This is a genomic window from Hyphomicrobium nitrativorans NL23 (assembly GCF_000503895.1).
Taxonomy (GTDB): domain Bacteria; phylum Pseudomonadota; class Alphaproteobacteria; order Rhizobiales; family Hyphomicrobiaceae; genus Hyphomicrobium_C; species Hyphomicrobium_C nitrativorans.
This window is the reverse complement of the sequence record NC_022997.1, coordinates 1,015,572-1,033,613: the sequence shown is the minus strand read 5'-3', so window position 1 is coordinate 1,033,613 and position 18,042 is coordinate 1,015,572. Positions and strand designations below refer to the sequence as shown.

Genomic DNA, 18,042 nt, shown 5'->3' with positions numbered 1-18,042 from the left:
TAAAATCCGAGCCTTCCGGCGCATTGCTGCCGACAGCTAGGGTTCCGTCCAGTCAAGGCGAGAAGCGGGTTAATGGATCGCATAACACTAACTCCGCCCAGAACCAGTCGGCGTTTTTCCGTGTGGGAGTATGTTGGCATGCCGCAGATACAGCCCGTAGTCCCCGATAGGGAGCCCCAAAGCAAGGACCGCACGACGTTCTCCCGAATAGACAGGATCAGCCGCTATCTGACGCGGGAGAAGCGCCTGCGGCTTGTCGTGAACGAGCTGGGCCATCGGACAAAGAATTTGCTCGCCGTCGTGCAGGCTATTGCCACTCAGACAGCACAACGCAGCAGCGACCTCAACGCGTTCCGCTCCGAGTTCTCTCAACGCATCGGCGCGCTCTCTCGTTCCCTGGATCTTCTCATTCATGAGGGTGAGCGAGGCGTTAGCGTCGCGGAGTTGGTGCAAAGACAGCTTGAGCCCTTTGCCGAGATCGATGGACCGTGCATCGTCATGGCGGGTCCCGACGCGCTCTTGAACCGGGAGGCGACGCAGACTCTCGGGCTGGCACTGAACGAGCTGGCGACCAACGCCACGAAGTATGGGGCGCTCTCCGTGCCGGAAGGTACGATCTCCGTGCACTGGGAGCTTGTTCCGGGTGGCTCCGGGCCTGAACGTTTTCGCTTGATCTGGTGCGAGCAGAGCGGTCCTGCGGTCACGCCTCCGGAACATCAAGGTTTCGGCTCCATGATCCTGCAACGCATCGCGGCCGCGACACTAGGCGGAAACGCGCGGCATGACTTCGACGGCGGCGGCGTGAGGTGGACGCTCGAGGTTCCCACAGCGGCCATCCTCATGGTGAAATCAAAGACCGTTTCTGGCGCGAGAGACCGATAGCGTCGGGAGGGGTCACTTGCTACGCCGCCTAAATGCTCCAACACGCCTACACGGGCTTCCTGCAAGAAGCGGGGGAGGCAACTAGGTAGATTCCGACTCTAAGCGTTCCAGACGGCTTGCATCACTATCCACCGGGAGACCTGAAGGGCGCACACATAATGATCGTCCTTCGTTTCGACCGAGAGCGCCTAAAATTAAAAACCACAAACACCAATCCGGTGAGGACATCATGACCGACACACCCAAGACGGCCTCCGATGCAATCGCAACCGCGCAGCCCGTCGCACCGCCGCCTCGGACGGAGCCGAGTGATGAGCGCCCCCTTCCTGTCGGAGACCCGGAAGTCGTCAACACCCGTATTCTTTCCGAGAAGCCGCGCGTTGCGCCGGCCCCGGTGAAGATCTGAGGGCATCGATGGTCTATCATTCGCCATGACCAGGCGGGATGGCGAGCCGGTGCCCACGTCGCTCCGGCTCGCTCCCCGTTCGGCAAGGAATGTTTCCAGGTGCAATCGTGATCAATTCGAGAAAAGAAACATGACGACGCGAACGGTGGTGGCGTTCAATCGCCTTCTTCCTCGACGGTGTCGATGGCGAGCTACCCGCCGGATGCTATGTCATCGAAACCGAGGAAGAGCAGCTAGATACTTTGACAAACGAGGCCTATCGCAGGCTTGCGACCACAATCACGCTGCCGGCCGTTGGAACCATAAGCCTCCGCAAGCAGATCGTAACGATCGACCCGGAAGACCTCGCCGCTGCTCAAAGCCGCGACGCTAGTCAACACGTGGCGCCTGCAAGTGAAAGTCCGCTCCTACGTGGTCGATGTGTGCGCAATCTCGTAAATAGCAGGCACCAATGGCCTGGTGTTCGAGAGGCGAGGCCAGGATCTTTTTCATGACATCATCTTGGTATGGGGCGCCGGCGATCTGACGCTCAAAATCGGCGGTTCCAACGAGGAGACGATTCAGATCCCGAACGTTCTGTTCGTGAACCGCAAGGTGAAGGCGATCGAGAGACTGATCGCGGTCAAGCCGGACGCGGTTCGCGCCGCCGCGACCTAGCGCAGTACGGTGTCGCCGCGTGCGGCGCAGGATCCTTCTCGCGTTGAGGTTGGGTACTTTCCGAGTCTCACGCTGCCCGTGGTTGACCTCTAGTGTCAGATCATCGCTAAGGCTCATCCGAGCATCTCGACCGCCAGCCATCCATCGAGGCTGACGTCGGCGGGCCGTTCATCAGAAAAAATGGAAACAGAGTCATGACAGCGATCACGAAAACGATATTGATCACGGGCGCCGCGGCGATCCTCGCTATCACGGGGATGGTCAGCACGGCGGAAGCCAAGGACAGCCAGCGCAGCGGTGTGCAAAAGCACTATGGCGGTGGGGATCGAGTCGGAAAGAAGCACGCCGATCATCGCGGTAAAAGCTATCGCGGCCGCAATCATGACCGTTCGGTCGGGCGCGCTCTGCGTAGCGTGATCATCTTCGGTGAAGGGGCTCGGGGCTGCTCCTATGAGTACCGCAAGTGGCAGGCAACCGGCAGCCGGTATTGGCGCTCGCGCTATCACGATTGCCGCAGCGGGTGATGGCGATACGTTCCCGCCCTATCGATTGCGTTGGGAATGCCAAGAGGATGGGTCGCGCACGTTGCGGCCCATTTTTTGTGTCTGCTTTGCTGTGTCGGGTTGCTTGAGCCTGTGCGTGGGGCGGGGCTCGCAAGCTGAGCGGGCCTTCAGCGATGGCTGTGGCGGGGGCATGCGCCGATCGAGCCACCTTCGTTCTCCCAGCGTTCGATGCCGGTGTGCTGCTGCTGAGACGGGGAGCGGTCATTCTGCTTGTGGAACGCGCTCATGATCTGCCCGCGGCGCAATTGCAGTTGCGCGACCATGTCTTTATTGCCGGACGCCTTGGCTATCTCGATTGCGCGCTCAAGATAGAAACGCGCATCGTCGCGGCAGAACTTGGCGATCTGACCTTTGGCCCTACACATGGCCCCATACGCGACCTCGGCGCGCCGTGTGAAATCGGCAATGTCCCGGCTGACGTCCATCATGGCGTTCCCATTGGAACGGAAAGGCCGTGAGCATGCCGGCGAACAACCGGATACACCCACGGCCCTATCGTAGAGATGACATCGCTAGATGATGTCGATCTCGGCGGGCAGATAACTCGTGACCTCAAGGCCGACGGCCTGCTCGCGCACCTGCGGTGCATTCCAGATTTTCATGGTGTCTCCTTATCTCGGACAAGCGCCTTTGCGCCGATCTCTATAGAGTAGATGGTGATCCCGCGGCCAAAGCGCCAATCACGTTCGCGTTTATTTTCGGCGCCGTTCGGCGTTAAGCGGCACTCCAAGTGTGAGTACTTTCCGAGCCTGATGTCTCGTTTCCCGTTGCAATAGGGTTGGGAACCGCTTTTTCGGGCGGCAGCGACGGAGCTGCAAGTTTCGGATTTCTATAATGTCTTCACTAAGAACGTCCTTATGTGAATTACCGAAAGGTCGCACCAAGATGCGAATTGCGCAAGTCGCACCACTTGCCGAATCCGTGCCGCCGAAATTCTACGGCGGCACAGAGCGAGTCGTCTCGTGGCTGACCGAGGAGCTGGTTCGTCAGGGCCACGAGGTAACGCTCTTCGCCTCGGGCGACTCTGAAACATCTGCAACGCTCGTCCCCTGCTGTCCGCGCGGGCTGCGGTTGGCGGGAGTTCGCGATCACTTGGCAACGCATCTCGTAATGCTTTCCAAGGTGATGAGAGCGTCGGCGGATTTCGACATCATCCATTTTCATGTCGACCTCCTTCAACACCCTCTTTTTAATCGCATCCGTCACAAGACCATCACGACGATGCACGGGCGGCTCGACCTCCCGGACAACATGCCGATCTACAAAGCCTTCCCCAGGATGCCGCTGGTTTCGATCTCGAACCATCAGCGGCTTCCTATGCCGGCTTTCATCAATTGGGTGGACACCATTCCGCACGGTCTCCCGGAATCTCTGTGCCGGTTCAATCCACACGGCGGCGACTATCTCGCATTCCTGGGTCGCATCTGCCGGGACAAGCGACCAGATCGCGCCATAGAGATCGCCAAGCGCACAGGAATTCCCTTGAAGATCGCCGCCAAAGTCGATCCGGCCGACACCGACTATTTCGAGCAGGTCATCAGGCCGATGCTCGACCACCCGTTGATCGAGTTCATCGGTGAGATCGACGATCAGCAGAAAGGTGCGTTTCTCGGAAACGCTCGCGCGCTACTGTTCCCGATCGACTGGCCTGAGCCGTTCGGACTGGTGATGATCGAGGCGATGTCGGTTGGGACACCCGTCATCGCATGGCGGGCCGGGTCGGTTCCGGAGATTATTACCGAAGGCGTTTCCGGTTTCATGGTCTCTTCGATCGACGAAGGTGTCGCAGCCGTGGAAAAGAGCCTGACACTCGATCGCGCCCTCGTAAGGCAGGCGTTCGAGCAGCGGTTCACTGTCGAGAAGATGACCAACGCCTACGTCTCGGCCTACACGCGTCAATTGGCTCTCACCAGCGATGCGAGCCTGCCGCAGCGGGTCGGAGCGCTTGCCGCCATCTAGTCACATGGCGCCGCATTCGCAGCGTGCGGACTGCGCCGTGCGAGGGCGTATTCCAATCTACTGTCTTGGCGTAATCTGAGCTGCAACCCGTTGACTTGAATGGGGCCACATGACCATCGCCAATCCGACCGGCCTAGCGGATCACGAGCACGACGATTCCGACTATCATATCGAGGCCAGCACGTCGCTGACCGAGCGGACGCTACGGACGCTGAAGCATGGAGACGCGTTCGCCGTTCTCGATGCCTATGGCGATCTGGGTGTCGAATTGGGTACACCGGAGGGCATTTACTTTCGCGACATGCGCTTTCTGTCGCGGCTGAAGCTGATGTGTTCCGGACACCGCCCCCTGTTGCTCTCGTCCGTCATTCACGACGACAACTCCGCTCTGTCGATCGACCTCACGAATGCCGATATCGAGCCTCCCAGCCGGCACCCCATCGCACGCGATACCATCGCGATCTCGCGCACCAAGTTCCTCTGGAACGCGGCATCCTATGAACGCATCGCGCTTAGGAACTACGATACGGTGGAGCGATTGGTCTCGATCGAGCTGCTGTTCGATGCCGATTTCGTCGACCTTTTCGAGGTGCGCGGGATGCCCCGGGCAAGGCGAGGTCAGATCAGCATCAAGAGAACGGCCACAGACGCGATCCAGTATGTTTATGATGGGCTCGACGGCGTCCAGCGGCGTACCACGTTGACCTTTACGCCCATGCCAAAGCGGCTGGACCTGCATCGAGCGGTCTTCGAGCGCGTGCTCGATGCGGGCGAGCGCTGGACGATCCTGGTCACGGCCGCCTTCAACGAGAGCGACGAGCCGCTCCAACCCATCTCCTTCCATTCCGCCTACCGCGCCAAGCGCAGGGCATCGCGCTCCGATACGGAAAACATTGCAACGATCGAGAGCTCCAACCCGCTGTTCGACGAGCTTATGTGCCGTTCGACCGCCGATATCTATACGTTATCAACACGCGCCGGCGAAGAGCTGTACCCCTACGCCGGGATCCCCTGGTACAATACGGTGTTCGGACGCGATGGAATCATCACGGCGATGATGATGGTCTGGGTCGATCCGGCGATTGCGCGCGGCGTGCTTCTGCATCTGGCCGAAACACAGGCTACCCACCACGATCCGGGATCGGACGCGCAGCCGGGAAAGATCCTGCACGAGCGGCGCAGTTGTGAGATGGCGCAGCTCGGCGAGATCCCGTTCCGGCGCTATTACGGCACGGTCGACGCCACGCCGCTGTTCGTCATGCTGGCCGGGCTCTATTTCGAGCGCACCGGCGATGTGGCGACACTGGAAAAGATCTGGCCCAACGTCAAGGCCGCACTCGCGTGGTGCGATACGTTCGGCGACGCCGATGGCGACGGTTTCGTGGAGTACCTTCGGGAGACCCCGAACGGCCTTGCCAACCAGGGTTGGAAAGACAGCCACGATTCGGTTTTTCACGCCGACGGCGCGCTAGCCACGGGGCCGATCGCCCTCGTCGAGGTGCAGGCGTACGTCTTCGGTGCGAAGTGCCAGGCCGCCAAGCTCGCCCAGCATTGCGGCGAGACCGCGCTGGCGGCGCGCTTGAGCCAAGCCGCAGACGACCTGCAGGTTCGCTTTCAAAGCGCCTTCTGGTGCGAGGATATCGGCACCTATGCCTTGGCGTTGGATGGCGACAAGAAACCCTGCAAGGTCCTGACCTCCAATGCGGGGCACGCGCTTTTCACCGGCATCGCGACGCCCGCCTCGGCGCAGAAAGTCGTTGCATCCCTGATGCGCCGAACGTCATTCAGCGGCTGGGGCATCCGCACGGTTGCGCACAGCGAGCAGCGGCACAATCCAATGTCCTACCACAACGGATCCGTCTGGCCACACGACAACGCGCTCATCGCCCTCGGCTTCGATCGGTACGGCTTCAAGGCCGAGGCTGCCGCCCTCTTCGAGGGCCTGTTTGCGGCGGTCGGCTATCAGCAGGACCGGCGCCTGCCGGAGCTGTTCTGCGGGTTCACGCGCAAATCCGGACGCGGGCCCATCGCCTACCCCGTGGCGTGCTCGCCGCAAGCGTGGGCGGCCGTTTCGCCGTTCGCATTCCTCGGCGCCTGTCTCGGCGTTTCGATCGTCCATGCGGCAGAGCAAGTTCGCTTCATCAAGCCGACCCTGCCGAGCTTCCTAAACGAGGTCGTCGTGCGCAGGATCGTGGTCGGAAACTCAAGACTTGATGTCCGCGTTGCCCGTCACGGCACCGATGTATCGGTGAACGTCCTGAAGCGTGACGGTGATGCGCGCGCCATGGTCGTTACCTGATCGGTCCACGTCATTCGCCAGTGATAGGTTGAGTGCGACTTAATTGCGATGAGTATTCGACGTCAACGCCTCGACGCACGCCTAATCTGTAATCGACGACAACTGCCTGTTCGCAAAACTGCTGCGCTGTCGCCCGGAGAGCCAATGCCGCACGACATATCGCTCATTGCCACGATCACGATGGGGTTCGTTCTCGCGTTACTGGGTGGCTTGCTCGCCAGCAAGCTGCGCTTGCCGCCGCTGGTGGGATACCTCCTTGCCGGAGTGGCACTTGGGCCATTCACGCCCGGGATTGTCGGGAACGCCGATGTCGCAAGCCAGCTTGCCGAGATCGGTATCATTCTGCTGATGTTCGGCGTCGGTCTGCACTTCTCCATCAAGGACCTGATGGAGGTGCGCGCGATCGCAATACCAGGCGCTATCGCGCAGATCGCCGTCGCTACGGGTAGCGGTCTTGCGCTTGCGCTGCTGTGGGGCTGGGGCATCGGCGCAGGGCTCGTTCTCGGGCTGGCCCTGTCGGTGGCGAGTACGGTTGTCCTGCTCCGTGCTCTGGAGCAGCGCAACACGCTCGACTCGGCCAACGGTCGCATCGCGGTCGGCTGGCTCGTCGTCGAGGACCTGGCGATGGTGCTCGCTCTCGTTCTGCTGCCGGCCCTGGCAGGCGCACTCGGAGGGGATGCGCGCGGCGTCGCTGCCCAGTTCACTGGCGGGAGCCTGGTGACAGCGTTGCTTTTTACGATGGCCAAGGTCGCCGTGTTCGTGGGCCTGGTTATTCTGGTGGGGACGCGGGTCGTGCCTTGGCTCCTGCTGACGGTTGCGCGGACGGGTTCGCGCGAGCTGTTCACGCTGTCGGTATTGGCGCTCGCTCTTGGGATTGCCTACGGCTCGGCTGAGTTGTTTGGCGTCTCGTTCGCACTCGGTGCGTTCTTCGCCGGTGTCGTGCTGAGCGAATCCGACTTCAGCCATCAGGCGGCGGCAGATTCGTTGCCCCTGCAGGATGCCTTCGCCGTGCTCTTCTTCGTCTCGGTCGGAATGTTGTTCGACCCCGGCATCCTTCTGCGCCAGCCGCTGGCGGTTGCGGCCGTGCTGCTCCTTATCGTGTTCGGCAAATCGATAGCTGCCTTCGCCATCGTGCTCCTACGCGGCTATCCGGTGGCGACTGCGCTCGTCGTCTCGGCCAGCCTCGCCCAGATTGGCGAGTTCTCATTCATCCTCGCGGGTCTCGGCGGTGTCGATCTGCGGATTGGCCCCGCGGGCCAGCTCGATGATGCGCCGTTTGAGGAAGCCCTGTGGAATCGCGACGATAAGCAGTCGGGCGCTGGTGACGCCCGCGTCCTCCAAGACGCCTGCCGCGGTGGCATCGCCGTAGATGGCCGTCAATCCCTGCTTGCGCAGCTTTTCCACAAGCCGCCGGTTTTCGTCGATCACCACGAAAGCAAGCTTCTGAGCCCTGAGCGCGTCACCGATGATCTCGCCGACGCGGCCATAGCCGACGATAATGGCGTGATCCCTTAGTCCAGTCTCTTCACTCCTATCGACCGGGGTCGAAAAGCCATCGCCCGGTCGTTCCAAAAACGCCGTCAAACGCGGCCGCGCCCGGAACCAGGCAAGCAGCGGATCGATGCAAGCAAACACCAGCGGATTGAGCATGATCGAGAGGATGGCACCGGCCAGGATCAGGTCGCGGCCCTCAGGCGGCACCAGGCCAAACGTGACGCCGCCGTGCGAACCCACCGCGCATCGGAACTCGCTTATCTCAAGGACCAGGGGATCGGAATCGCCATCATGGGGGAGAGGGAAACGGCATTCGGGCTGTTGCGCTACGCCTTATCCAGCCTTGGGCTGCCGGACGACCGGGCCCAAGCTATTGTCCAGTCCGCCCGTATGGCGGGTGAAGGCGGGGCGTTTGAGCGCGAGACGGATATCGAGCTACCCGAAGCACCCCCTGAATTGAGAGAACATCGGGAGGAATGAACCTCGGAGCTCGAGCCGCTGTGCACGAGGCGCGTGTCATTGCTTCCTAGAGCCTTTCAGCATTAGGCGGAATCGGAGGATTCCCAAATCAGGCGTGCTGTGATTCAAGATGCATGCTGGGCGGGAGGCCAGCATGCATGGCGAAGCCTTATTCCGATGATCTGCGTCTGCGCATCGCCGCTGCCCTCGCCGGTGGCGAGAGTTGCCGTTCGATCGCCGAGCGCTTCAATGTCGCGCCTTCAACGGTCGTGAAGTGGTCCAAGCGGATCCGCGAGACGGGCAGTCCCACGCCCGCCAAGTTCGGCGGCCATAAGACCTCGAGCCTCGTGCCACATCGCGCCTTCGTTCTGGCGCAGATCGAGGAGGTGCCGCATCTGACGCTGCATCGCCTGAAGGATCTCCTGGCAGAACGCGGGGGTCGTGGTCTCGCACGATACCGTCTGGCGCTTCCTCAAACGCGAGGGCTGCTCGTTCAAAAAAAACGCTCTTCGCATCTGAGCAACTGCGTCCCGATGTCGTGAGGAGACGCGGCCGATGGCTGCGCGCGAGCCGTCACCTGGATGCGGCGCGCCTGGTCTTCATCGACGAAACCTGGATCAAGACCAATATGGCGCCGATCCGCGGCTGGGGACGGAAGGGAGAGCGCCTTCTCGGCTTCGCACCCGATGGGCGCTGGCGCACGCTCACGTTCCTGGCCGCGCTCAGGACCGAGGCCCTGACGGCGCCCTGCGTCATCGACAGGCCGATCAATGGGGGCATCTTCCGCGCCTATATCGAGCAGTTCCTGCTCCCCACACTCAAGCCAGGTGACGTCGTGATCCTTGACAATCTGGGCAGCCATCGCTCCCAGGCTGTCCGCGCGGCGATCCGCGCCGCGGGCGCCAAGCTCGCGTTCCTGCCGCCCTACTCGCCGGATCTCAACCCGATCGAGCAGGTCTTCGCCAAGGTCAAACACTGGATGCGCATGGCGCAGGCCCGCGCCATCGAAGCCATCCACGACAACATCGCCAGCCTCGTCACAGCCATCTCGCAGGACGAATGCGCCAGCTACATCCGAAACGCCAGTTATGCTTCCACCTAAACCTGAAAGACACTAGAGGTCCGATATCGAAACCCTCCAAGAATCGACCGCAAGAAGTGCTGGCGCAGACTGTAATGGACTGCCTCAAACAGGCCCGCGAAATCTGCCTTGGATGCCGAGGACCCTCCTGTATTTGACCGATTGATCGGATGTCGTCCGCTATCAGACATTTTTCGACCGTGCCTTAGCGCCGCGAGCGGTTATCGGACCATGTCCGCAAACTCGGCACGCGTCAGATATCGATCTTCTCTGCGATCTGGATCGTGTCGTCGACCTCGATCTCGAGGTAGCGAACGGTGCTCTCGATTTTCGAATGCCCAAGCAAGAGCTGGACCCCGCGAAGATTACCCGTGCGCCGGTAGATAAACACCGCCTTCGTACGTCGCAACGAGTGCGCTCCGAACTTCTGCCATCTGGAGCTTGGTTCTAATCGACCAGACGTGGCTCGGCCGCAGTGGCGGCTTCGCCCCGATAAGCTTTCCCTTGTTCCAAGGCTCGTTGTGGACAGGCTTCAGATTCTTAGTTTCGTGATCGTTGTCCATGGTCTGTCTCCTTGTTCGAGAGACAGACCAGCATGCGCCCACACGAGTCGAGGAGCGAATATCCCGACCGGACTCGGGTTCAAATTCTTGCGAAGCTGCTCAACCTGGGTATCCGATCAGGACATCTCGCGGCAAAGAAATCCGGACATGTAACCCGTCTCTTGCCCACTGCTTCTCGACTGCTCCATTGACGCTGGCGAGGGTGTTTCGAATAAGCTTTGTTCCAAATCCGATCCTGGTGGGCGGCCCGTTGACCGTCGGCCCGCCATTTTCCTTCCAGGTCATCTCCAAACCACTGCTGTCGGCGTGCCATTCTATTCGTACGTTACCGTTCGATGTACTGAGCGCACCATGTTTGGCAGCATTGGTGGCCAGTTCGTGCAATACAAGAGTGAGGTTGCTCGTGGCGCTCGCCGCTAGCAGAATTGGCGGCCCGGTCAAAACTGGGCCGCGATAAGGTCGAAGCACAGTCTCAATAACCGTTCGCAACGGTACGGGCTCTTGATCGTTCTCGGCATGATGGTCTTGAGCGAGAGTGTGTGCATCCGACAGAGCAACGACACGACGCAGAAGGTTGTCGACCATTTCCTCCTTCGTTTCGCTGTGCCGGGCAGTCATCCGAACCAAGCTCTCCGTGACTGCAAAAAAGTTCTTCACGCGGTGGCTCATCTCGCTTGCAAATAACTCATGTTTTTTCAAGGTTGCCTTCAAAGCCGCTTCCGCTTCAATCATTTGCAGCGCAATGCCCGTGAAGACCGCCAGATCCTTCATCAATCGCGCATGGCCGGCGTGGAACGCATGTCCTTCCCTTGCCACGACCCAAACTGTTCCGATCGGTTCTCCGTTGTTAACAAGGAGCGGAAGCAGCAAAACCTCGGGTACGCTTATCCCGGCATCTGCAATCCAAGAATAGGCCCTCTCAGGACGCTCCATGAGGGTCGGAGTTAGCTTTTCGAGGCAAACGCCACATGGACTGTTGTTCAATGGCGTCGTCGTGCCCTCAAAAACAGAAAGCTTGCCAATCAGGGCAAGCCACTTGAATTCGTCACGCGTCAGAACGCTGACGCCGGCCGAATCTGCGTCGCATAACTCCAATGCCAGGGCTGTGAGCCGTGGTAAGACTTCTCCCGGCCGGTTCGCCATCCGACTGGTCAAGTCCTGGATGGCGAGTTTTTCACCTTGATAATCCGGTTGAGGCGTTGGTCTGCTCGCCAACCGATCCGAGATGTCCACGTCCGCTGTAGAGATCGCGCGAGGAATCCTAAGGGCCAAGCTCGCAACTCCTTTGACAACCCACCCTATCAGGAGGCCGTCTCGTTAGGGAGGCACGCAAACCTGCAGCTGAAAATAAGTTTTTGCACCGAATTTTATTTGGAACCCTAACCATCCGGAGAGGTTGTTGCCCGATGGATTGTGGGGAGCAATGAACACCTGCCGTGTTGTTCTGGTCGTCGAAGACGAGCCCCTCGTGCGGATGGATCTTGTTCAGACCTTGGAAGATGTTGGTTACCGTTGCCTAGAGGCGTCTTCGGCAATGGAGGCAATTGCGCTTCTGGAGGAGCATCCAGAAATCCGCGTGGTGTTCACGGATGTGCAGATGCCTGGCAATATGGATGGGATTGAGCTCGCTCGGTACGTCCGGGAACGCTGGCCACCAACAATCATAGTGGTCGCTTCGGGCAAGGTCGACCTCGCATCCTGTCTCCTTCCCGAGGGAGCCAACAGACTCGCAAAGCCCTACGACCCGGCTAAGTTAAGGCACCTCCTAACCGATATCGAGTATCGGCTCGCGATCTAGCTGCTTGCGTTGAGCAAATAGAAATTTAGATTGGACTGCGCGACTTTAATGGGTGGACTTCCGCCCTGCCGCACCCCATATTGATTTTATCGCTGGCACGAACAGGCTCCAGCGGCTGAGAGATGCGAGTGCTCCCGCCAGATTGGAGCACCATCATGCCCTTCCCGCAGAATCCTCCCGGCTTTAGTCGCGACGCGCTTCGACTCCTCGACATTGCAATGACGAGGGTTTGGATGGAACGCGTTGCCATTGGTGCGTCTCAGAGCGGCGCCGACGCGAATCTTTGCGCAACGTTATGGGGCAAAGTGGATCGCCTAGAGCGACTCCAGTCTGGCGAACGTCGTGGCATAAGAAAGGATTTGGCGAAACACATGGCAGCGCACAGGTTCAAAGTCGGCCAACGCGTGATCTTTCATTCTCCGCGGAGATCCGTTGGTCCATCCGTAGTTACTGTTCTTCGTCTGCTGCCGATCGAAGGCCAGGATCTCACGTACAGGATCAAGGCGACCGAAGAAGGTTTCGAGCGCGTGGCCAAGGAACGCGAGCTTGCGAGCCTCCAGGAGGAGAATGCCTGATGACAGACACATTCGATTACTGCGCTCCAGCAGAGCTGTTCCCGTCCAAGGGCACGGGCTTTCGGCGTAAAATGGTTTCATATCGTCGCTTTGAGTCTGCGGCCGTCGCCATACGCTACGCCATCGAAGAGCTGGAACCCGATAAACTGGTCGGAGCCGTTCTCGAGATAGATGAGGATCGCTATGACGACGTCGCGATCCGCAATCTCTACGCAAGCGACGGGTACCCGTTGCCACGGCTCAACACCAATCAAGAAGGGAGCTCCGTGTGAAACGCGATTTTCAGATCTTTCAAGGCACCAATGATAATTGGATCGTGTTGAGCCAGATAGGTGTTCCCTTACTTGCTTCGCGGCGCCAAGGCGTAGCCGAAGCCTTTGGTAAGGCTCTTGCGCATCGTGCGAGCGTCTCGTTGATCGTTCACCGCCACGGCGAGCAGAGCGCGAACTACTCCGGGCGCGACCTTACCTACGCGAGCAGGCTCTAGGACGGGAGCTGAGATTGTTCAGGCTGGCTGCTGGCTGGAACCCTATTGACCCACAATCCTCTTGCCTAGCGAGAGACGTCTATTTGGATGACACACTCGTGGGCCGCATCGTTGACACGACCGCAGAGATTTATCTAACCAGCTCCTCCAACGTCCGCATATTCGAAGCTGACGTTCTACTAGGGCAGATCTGGGAAACAGGGGACGCACGGTTCACCGACGAGCGCAGTGCGTTGCGATCGCTCGAAAAGCGTCTCACCGCATCGTGGAAGGCTAGCGGCCGGACTGCGCGTGGCGCCCACGATCTGCTGCCCAAATAATCCTATCCGCGCGCGCACAAAACTCGATCGTCGCTCAGTGCGCGTGCGTGCAAAAAACACCTTGACCATCAATTAGGAACAATCATGCAACTTGGAACCGTAAAGTTCTACAATTCTGAAAGAGGCTTTGGCTTCATCCAGCCAGATGACGGCGGCAAGGACGTGTTCATCCACGCGACAGCCCTCGAGCGAGCCGGTACGCACATCCTCAGTGAAGGGCAAAAAGTGACCTTCAATATCCAGGAGGATCGTCGGTCCGGAAAAATTTCTGTCTCGAACATTCGCACCGACTGAGTGTGCTCAGGTGTTGGTAGGCTCGCGGCATTCGCCGTAGCAGATTTGGCGTTCTCCGGCGCATCAGAAATGGTTCGAAGAGAGCGCGGTTCTCAGGAGGATACTTGTGGCACTCGATCCCCGGCCGAGCGATTGTTCGGCGACCTCAGCGCTGATCCTGTTCGTCGCATTTGTCGCCTTAGTTGTTGCTGCCGGATACATCGGGCACATCATGGCCGGCGAATAGGTAAGCCTAGATCGCCTTCGGATTTTATGACTACCTTCATCTAGGCCGGACGTTAACCCTAGGCATCAGTGGCTGGTTTGTTCAGCAGCTCCTACAGTCCGGAGCTGTCCAGCAACGACTTGAGCCTGCCATTCTGGATCGAGCGCGATACCAAGAATCGTTCGGCACTGTTCGCACAGGAATTGGACTGCAGGCACAGTTCGCTTCGATCCCTCATCGCGTGCACGAAAGTACTCGATGATAACATGAGACTCCGCATCACATTTTGGGCACTTCCCGCTCACGATATTCTCCTGCTAGGCATGATGTCTAAGTGTGCGGAGCCCGACTTGCCGGCGCTCAAAACCTATCGGGTAAGATCCCAAGCGCCGGAATTTGCGCCAAAGCGCTTGACGACGCGCGACAGCGACTAGCTTACTTGAATATTCGCGACGGCAGTCTTACCGGAACGCCGATCCTGCTCGGTGTCGAAAGAGACCTTCTGTCCTTCCGAAAGGCTCGTCAGCCCTGCACGTTCGAGTGCACTCGCGTGCACAAAGACATCGCTTCCTCCATTGTCCGGCGCGATGAACCCGTAGCCTTTTTGTCCATTGTAAAATTTGACCGTTCCCGTGTTCATGATCACTCCAATCATTGATGCTAACGAACCGACGCGCGCCGCGAGGCGCACGCCAGCTCTATTTCTCGAATTTTTGGGGTCTATGAACATACGCTCAGCAGCGCTGAGCACAGCGGCCCGCATTCCGGCCAAACTCGATCAGTGGAAATAAGAACAGCATCGCTTAATTGCAAGGGCTCATTGCGACCGTCAATCGTGCCGATGGTCGGCGGTTTTGCAGCCGCCCGACGCCAACGCTCCCGCTCGTGAGCAGGCGATGTTCTGTCCCGACGTTCTGAGTAGATTCCGACTCTAACGGCCGATACCCTTCCATCCTATCGTCTGGTTTGACATGTGCTTCCTGATCTGAGCATGCATGGGCACCTGTCGGCTTTCGCGACGCGAGACTGTGCGCGAGAAACAAGGATTTTCTCCTATGAATGACCCGGCTGCCTACGTAGTTGCCGAGAAGACAAGTTGGCGGACGCTTGCGCCATGGATCCCGTCTTTGCTTGTTCCAATCGTGCTTGCACTGGTGCTCGTCGCGTACGTCATCTTCCAAGCTGCCAGCTAGAGCAGTGCGGCCTGGCTGTGTCGCTCGATGTGGCGAAGCTTGATCCCCTGCTTGCCGGGCGTCATCTATGGCGTCGCGATGGAGTTCATGTTGATTGGCTATCGCGTCCGGTTCCAATAACATCTCGAGCGCACTCCCCGCAGGGCCAGCCTCGCTCTCTCCTCAGAAGCGAGATCGCATGGGCGCTCCAACGCTAAAAAGGAGACGCGCGGTGACACTCAGTTTTCCCAATCGGAGCCGCAGCTACGACGCACGCGGACGCCGCGTGCGCTTTTGGGGTTATGACGGTGCGCTCGAAATCAGCTTCTTCCTTGATCAGCGCGCCTTCTCCCGCATGAGCCCAAATCCGAAGATGGACGAGACCGGAATTCTGATTGCGTTCGACCGCCATCGGGATCAAATCCTCGACGTCGCGGCAAGACTATATTCCGGCCGCCGCAGAGATGCCTACACACTGCAGGCATCAGACTTCTGATCGTGCGGGCCGCTCAAGCCGCCGCGATCGCGATCCGGATCAAGGCCGGAAGCGACTTGGAGCCGGTCTTCCTCATAATAGCCGCCCGATGGTTATCCACGGTGCGCTGACTGATTCCAAGGTCGGCGGCAATGTTCTTGCTCGGATGTCCGGCCATGACGAGGTCCATGATCTGGCGTTGGCGCGCCGTCAGCCCCGCGACAAGAGAGAGAGCCAGCTCTCGCGCAGCAGAGGGTCTGCCTCCATCGAGCTCGAACGCGCGCGCAATGCTCGCAAGCAGCTCCACGTGACCGACCGGCTTTTGAATAAAGTCGGAGGCACCCGCTTTCATCGCCTCGACGGCTAAAGCAATGTCTCCGTCGCCAGTTATCATGACTGTGGGCAGTGTACAGTTCTCCGCTCTGAGGCGCTCGATCAGTTCGAGACCGGTCATGCCGGGCAATCGGGCGTCGATCAGCAGACAGCCATCGGATCGCTCGGCGCGCAGGAACTCCTCGCCATTTGCATAGATTTTTACTCCATAGCCATGCTCTTGGAGCAGATCCCGCATTGCCTCGAGGACAACGGCGTCATCGTCAACAACGAATACCCTCTGTATCGCGGAAGGATCCGCGGATGATGGCACGTCGACCGCGGTATCGGGTGCGTTTTTCCCCGCCTTGACCAGAAGGTGCTGGATCAGGCTTATGAGTTGCTGCGATTTCACCGGCTTGTTGAGCTGAATGTGCCCCTGGTCCGCAACAGCGCGCAACGTGATGGTCGCGATGTCACCCGTCAGGACGATGGCGGGAATATCTCGGCCGAGCTGCTGCCGCAGGCTCGCAATGGCATCGAGGCCGCTCGCCCCGCAAGACAGGTTATAGTCCGCGATTACGAGATCCAGTTCCGCAGCGTTTGTTCCGGCGATATCGAGTGCTGTAGCGACATCGCCTGCGACCATCGTACGATGTCCCTCCTGATCGAGAAGCATCTTGACCATATTCCGCACGATTGGATCATCGTCGATGATCAGGAATGTGCCGGCAACGGGTGCCGAGTTCTCCTGGGCTGCGCGTATAGGCTGCGTCTCGTCGACTTCGCCTGCGTCGCCGATCTGTACCTCCACCGCAAATGCCGACCCGTAGCCGGGGATCGAGCGGACGTCGATAGAATGCCCAAGCAGATCTCCTATCCGCTTGACGATCGAAAGGCCGAGCCCAAGACCCAAACTGCTGTCGCGAGCTGGATTTGCGAGCTGGTGGAACTCCTCGAATATCTTCCGGGCCTGATCCATGGGGAGGCCGATGCCCGTGTCGAGCACCTCGATACGAATGATCCCCTTACTAGGAGGAGCGGCCATGCTGAAAATTCAATCGACCAAGAACGCCGGCGGACATCGAAGGACGTTCTCTCGTACCGAGACAATAGCCCGCCTCCTGGTTAGGCAGGAAGGCCTGCAGCTTGTCATAAACGAGCTGCGCCACCGTACCAAAAAACATACTCTCCGTCGTACAGGCGATCGCACGCCAAACCGGATATGTAAGCCACGATCTCGAAATCGTTCCAAACCGTATTCAGTCAACGACTGAACGGACTTTCTCGTTCCCTGGATCTTCTCGTCGAGGATGGCAAGTGCGGCGCCGCCGTGTCAGACGTGGTATGCTGTCAGCTTGAGCCTTTTGGCAAGATCGACGGTGTGCGCATTTCCGCGACAGGACCGGGTCTTATGTTGAACCAGAACGCCACTCAGAACATTGGGCTCGCACTGCATGAACTCGCGACTAACGCCGTGAAATACGGGGCATTGTCCGTGCAGGAGGACACCATCGAAGTCGCGTGGCAGATCAGGCCGGGTGCTCTGGGATCCGCATGCTTTCACCTGACCTGGCGTGAGCGAAACGGTCCTGAGGTAAAGGCGCCTCAGCATAGCGGCTTCGGTCAAGTCGTCCTGCAGCGCATGACCGGCGTGACGCTAGGCGGACTTGTGGAACACGAGTTTTACCCCAGCGGCGTGGTCTGGACGCTCGAAGTGCTAGCCGCCGCAGTCCTGGCCTCAAAGGCGGACGACAGCGCTTCCGCCGCGCCATAGGTACATTCCGAGTCTAAGCTTTGTCCGGGTAGAGGTGCACTGTCGGCATGAACTAAACCATCAAACCGGTGACATTCATGATCGACAACGCCACAAAGGCATCTGACACTCCGATTACCGCGGCACCTGATACGCCGACTGCGCCATCCAAGGTGCCAGCCGGAAGTCCGCCGACCGTCGGCGAGCCGGAAACGGTTGCCAATCCGGCCGTCAAGTCGGAGCAAAAGCCGGCGGCGCCCGCACCGCAGAAGATCTAGATCAGCG

Annotated in this window: 19 protein-coding genes and 3 pseudogenes; 15 read left to right on the top strand and 7 right to left on the bottom strand. The window is 59.4% G+C overall.

All coding sequences use genetic code 11. The features are described 5' to 3' along the window. Nucleotides 1-138: 138 nt before the first annotated feature. From W911_RS04815 to W911_RS04805, 4 genes are all read left to right on the top strand, one after another. A complete protein-coding gene (locus W911_RS04815) occupies nucleotides 139-882 on the top strand; it encodes a sensor histidine kinase (protein ID WP_023786391.1) in 744 nt (247 codons plus the stop codon). A 229-nt stretch (nucleotides 883-1,111) separates the two neighbouring features. After that, nucleotides 1,112-1,288 carry a hypothetical protein gene (locus W911_RS18295; RefSeq protein ID WP_023786390.1) on the top strand — a complete coding sequence of 59 codons (177 nt, stop codon included), beginning with the start codon at nucleotides 1,112-1,114 and terminating at the stop codon, nucleotides 1,286-1,288. 459 nt (nucleotides 1,289-1,747) lie between these two features. Further along, nucleotides 1,748-1,945 carry a hypothetical protein gene (locus tag W911_RS18040; RefSeq protein ID WP_023786389.1) on the top strand — a complete coding sequence of 66 codons (198 nt, stop codon included), beginning with the start codon at nucleotides 1,748-1,750 and terminating at the stop codon, nucleotides 1,943-1,945. A 194-nt stretch (nucleotides 1,946-2,139) separates the two neighbouring features. After that, nucleotides 2,140-2,469, top strand: a complete 330-nt coding sequence (locus W911_RS04805; RefSeq protein ID WP_023786388.1) for a hypothetical protein — start codon at nucleotides 2,140-2,142, stop codon at nucleotides 2,467-2,469. A 146-nt stretch (nucleotides 2,470-2,615) separates the two neighbouring features. On the opposite strand, the gene W911_RS04800 is transcribed toward W911_RS04805, so the two are convergent. After that, nucleotides 2,616-2,933, bottom strand: a complete 318-nt coding sequence (locus tag W911_RS04800; RefSeq protein ID WP_041316297.1) for a hypothetical protein — start codon at nucleotides 2,931-2,933, stop codon at nucleotides 2,616-2,618. A gap of 87 nt (nucleotides 2,934-3,020) precedes the next feature. Beyond that, entirely contained in the window at nucleotides 3,021-3,110 is a 90-nt protein-coding gene (pqqA, locus tag W911_RS04795) for a pyrroloquinoline quinone precursor peptide PqqA (protein WP_023786386.1), read from the bottom strand. 283 nt (nucleotides 3,111-3,393) lie between these two features. Here pqqA and W911_RS04790 point away from each other — a divergent pair, with 283 nt between their 5' ends. From W911_RS04790 to W911_RS18510, 3 genes and pseudogenes are all read left to right on the top strand, one after another. Continuing rightward, entirely contained in the window at nucleotides 3,394-4,467 is a 1,074-nt protein-coding gene (locus tag W911_RS04790; protein ID WP_023786385.1) for a glycosyltransferase family 4 protein, read from the top strand. A gap of 109 nt (nucleotides 4,468-4,576) precedes the next feature. Next, a complete protein-coding gene (locus tag W911_RS04785) occupies nucleotides 4,577-6,766 on the top strand; it encodes an amylo-alpha-1,6-glucosidase (protein WP_023786384.1) in 2,190 nt (729 codons plus the stop codon). Nucleotides 6,767-6,910: 144 nt separating this feature from the next. Beyond that, nucleotides 6,911-8,017: pseudogene (locus W911_RS18510) on the top strand (cation:proton antiporter domain-containing protein); the annotation flags it as partial. Here W911_RS18510 and W911_RS18505 read toward each other — a convergent pair. Continuing rightward, on the bottom strand, nucleotides 7,970-8,416 hold the full coding sequence (locus W911_RS18505; RefSeq protein ID WP_144083651.1) for an NAD-binding protein: 447 nt from the start codon (nucleotides 8,414-8,416) through the stop codon (nucleotides 7,970-7,972). The pseudogene W911_RS18510 and the gene W911_RS18505 overlap by 48 nt on opposite strands. Nucleotides 8,417-8,877: 461 nt before the next feature. Between W911_RS18505 and W911_RS04765 the strand changes: the two are divergent. Beyond that, nucleotides 8,878-9,821, top strand: a pseudogene (locus W911_RS04765) (IS630 family transposase). Between the two features lie 232 nt (nucleotides 9,822-10,053). Here W911_RS04765 and W911_RS18650 read toward each other — a convergent pair. After that, nucleotides 10,054-10,224 (bottom strand): annotated as a pseudogene (locus W911_RS18650) (tyrosine-type recombinase/integrase); the annotation flags it as partial. Between the two features lie 238 nt (nucleotides 10,225-10,462). After that, nucleotides 10,463-11,635, bottom strand: coding sequence for an HWE histidine kinase domain-containing protein (locus W911_RS04755; protein ID WP_023786380.1), 1,173 nt, complete (start codon nucleotides 11,633-11,635; stop codon nucleotides 10,463-10,465). A gap of 151 nt (nucleotides 11,636-11,786) precedes the next feature. Here W911_RS04755 and W911_RS04750 point away from each other — a divergent pair, with 151 nt between their 5' ends. The 4 genes from W911_RS04750 (at nucleotide 11,787) to W911_RS04725 (ending at nucleotide 13,837) form a co-directional block, all read left to right on the top strand. Then, nucleotides 11,787-12,161, top strand: coding sequence for a response regulator (locus tag W911_RS04750; RefSeq protein ID WP_023786379.1), 375 nt, complete (start codon nucleotides 11,787-11,789; stop codon nucleotides 12,159-12,161). A gap of 371 nt (nucleotides 12,162-12,532) precedes the next feature. Then, complete coding sequence (locus W911_RS04745) at nucleotides 12,533-12,736, top strand: hypothetical protein (RefSeq protein ID WP_023786378.1); 204 nt, start codon at nucleotides 12,533-12,535, stop codon at nucleotides 12,734-12,736. After that, nucleotides 12,736-13,008 carry a hypothetical protein gene (locus tag W911_RS04740; protein ID WP_023786377.1) on the top strand — a complete coding sequence of 91 codons (273 nt, stop codon included), beginning with the start codon at nucleotides 12,736-12,738 and terminating at the stop codon, nucleotides 13,006-13,008. The genes W911_RS04745 and W911_RS04740 overlap by 1 nt, the downstream gene beginning before the upstream one ends. Nucleotides 13,009-13,627: 619 nt before the next feature. Beyond that, nucleotides 13,628-13,837, top strand: coding sequence for a cold-shock protein (locus W911_RS04725; protein ID WP_023786374.1), 210 nt, complete (start codon nucleotides 13,628-13,630; stop codon nucleotides 13,835-13,837). A gap of 635 nt (nucleotides 13,838-14,472) precedes the next feature. On the opposite strand, the gene W911_RS04715 is transcribed toward W911_RS04725, so the two are convergent. Further along, nucleotides 14,473-14,682, bottom strand: a complete 210-nt coding sequence (locus W911_RS04715; RefSeq protein WP_041317444.1) for a cold-shock protein — start codon at nucleotides 14,680-14,682, stop codon at nucleotides 14,473-14,475. Between the two features lie 764 nt (nucleotides 14,683-15,446). Between W911_RS04715 and W911_RS04710 the strand changes: the two genes are divergently transcribed. Further along, a complete protein-coding gene (locus tag W911_RS04710) occupies nucleotides 15,447-15,710 on the top strand; it encodes a DUF1488 family protein (RefSeq protein ID WP_023786370.1) in 264 nt (87 codons plus the stop codon). A 13-nt stretch (nucleotides 15,711-15,723) separates the two neighbouring features. Here the strand turns inward: W911_RS04710 and W911_RS04705 are convergent, their stop codons facing one another. Further along, nucleotides 15,724-17,049, bottom strand: coding sequence for a response regulator (locus W911_RS04705; RefSeq protein ID WP_023786369.1), 1,326 nt, complete (start codon nucleotides 17,047-17,049; stop codon nucleotides 15,724-15,726). A gap of 189 nt (nucleotides 17,050-17,238) precedes the next feature. Between W911_RS04705 and W911_RS17190 the strand changes: the two genes are divergently transcribed. Together W911_RS17190 and W911_RS04695 are read left to right on the top strand one after the other, a co-directional pair. Next, nucleotides 17,239-17,778: an HWE histidine kinase domain-containing protein gene (locus W911_RS17190; RefSeq protein WP_081717638.1), complete on the top strand. Its 540-nt coding sequence runs from the start codon at nucleotides 17,239-17,241 to the stop codon at nucleotides 17,776-17,778. 77 nt (nucleotides 17,779-17,855) lie between these two features. Next, nucleotides 17,856-18,035: a hypothetical protein gene (locus W911_RS04695; RefSeq protein ID WP_023786367.1), complete on the top strand. Its 180-nt coding sequence runs from the start codon at nucleotides 17,856-17,858 to the stop codon at nucleotides 18,033-18,035. Nucleotides 18,036-18,042: the final 7 nt, after the last annotated feature.

Excerpts from the sequence above, each read along its gene's own strand:
- W911_RS04705 (WP_023786369.1), bottom strand. The coding sequence starts at position 17,049 with ATGGCCGCTCCTCCTAGTAAGGGGATCATTCGTATCGAGGTGCTCGAC.
- W911_RS04725 (WP_023786374.1), top strand. The coding sequence starts at position 13,628 with ATGCAACTTGGAACCGTAAAGTTCTACAATTCTGAAAGAGGCTTTGGC.
- W911_RS04695 (WP_023786367.1), top strand. The coding sequence starts at position 17,856 with ATGATCGACAACGCCACAAAGGCATCTGACACTCCGATTACCGCGGCA.
- W911_RS04790 (WP_023786385.1), top strand. The coding sequence starts at position 3,394 with ATGCGAATTGCGCAAGTCGCACCACTTGCCGAATCCGTGCCGCCGAAA.
- pqqA (WP_023786386.1), bottom strand. The coding sequence starts at position 3,110 with ATGAAAATCTGGAATGCACCGCAGGTGCGCGAGCAGGCCGTCGGCCTT.
- W911_RS04815 (WP_023786391.1), top strand. The coding sequence starts at position 139 with ATGCCGCAGATACAGCCCGTAGTCCCCGATAGGGAGCCCCAAAGCAAG.
- W911_RS18505 (WP_144083651.1), bottom strand. The coding sequence starts at position 8,416 with ATGCTCAATCCGCTGGTGTTTGCTTGCATCGATCCGCTGCTTGCCTGG.
- W911_RS04800 (WP_041316297.1), bottom strand. The coding sequence starts at position 2,933 with ATGGACGTCAGCCGGGACATTGCCGATTTCACACGGCGCGCCGAGGTC.
- W911_RS04715 (WP_041317444.1), bottom strand. The coding sequence starts at position 14,682 with ATGAACACGGGAACGGTCAAATTTTACAATGGACAAAAAGGCTACGGG.
- W911_RS18295 (WP_023786390.1), top strand. The coding sequence starts at position 1,112 with ATGACCGACACACCCAAGACGGCCTCCGATGCAATCGCAACCGCGCAG.
- W911_RS04745 (WP_023786378.1), top strand. The coding sequence starts at position 12,533 with ATGGCAGCGCACAGGTTCAAAGTCGGCCAACGCGTGATCTTTCATTCT.
- W911_RS04750 (WP_023786379.1), top strand. The coding sequence starts at position 11,787 with ATGAACACCTGCCGTGTTGTTCTGGTCGTCGAAGACGAGCCCCTCGTG.
- W911_RS04785 (WP_023786384.1), top strand. The coding sequence starts at position 4,577 with ATGACCATCGCCAATCCGACCGGCCTAGCGGATCACGAGCACGACGAT.
- W911_RS04740 (WP_023786377.1), top strand. The coding sequence starts at position 12,736 with ATGACAGACACATTCGATTACTGCGCTCCAGCAGAGCTGTTCCCGTCC.
- W911_RS04805 (WP_023786388.1), top strand. The coding sequence starts at position 2,140 with ATGACAGCGATCACGAAAACGATATTGATCACGGGCGCCGCGGCGATC.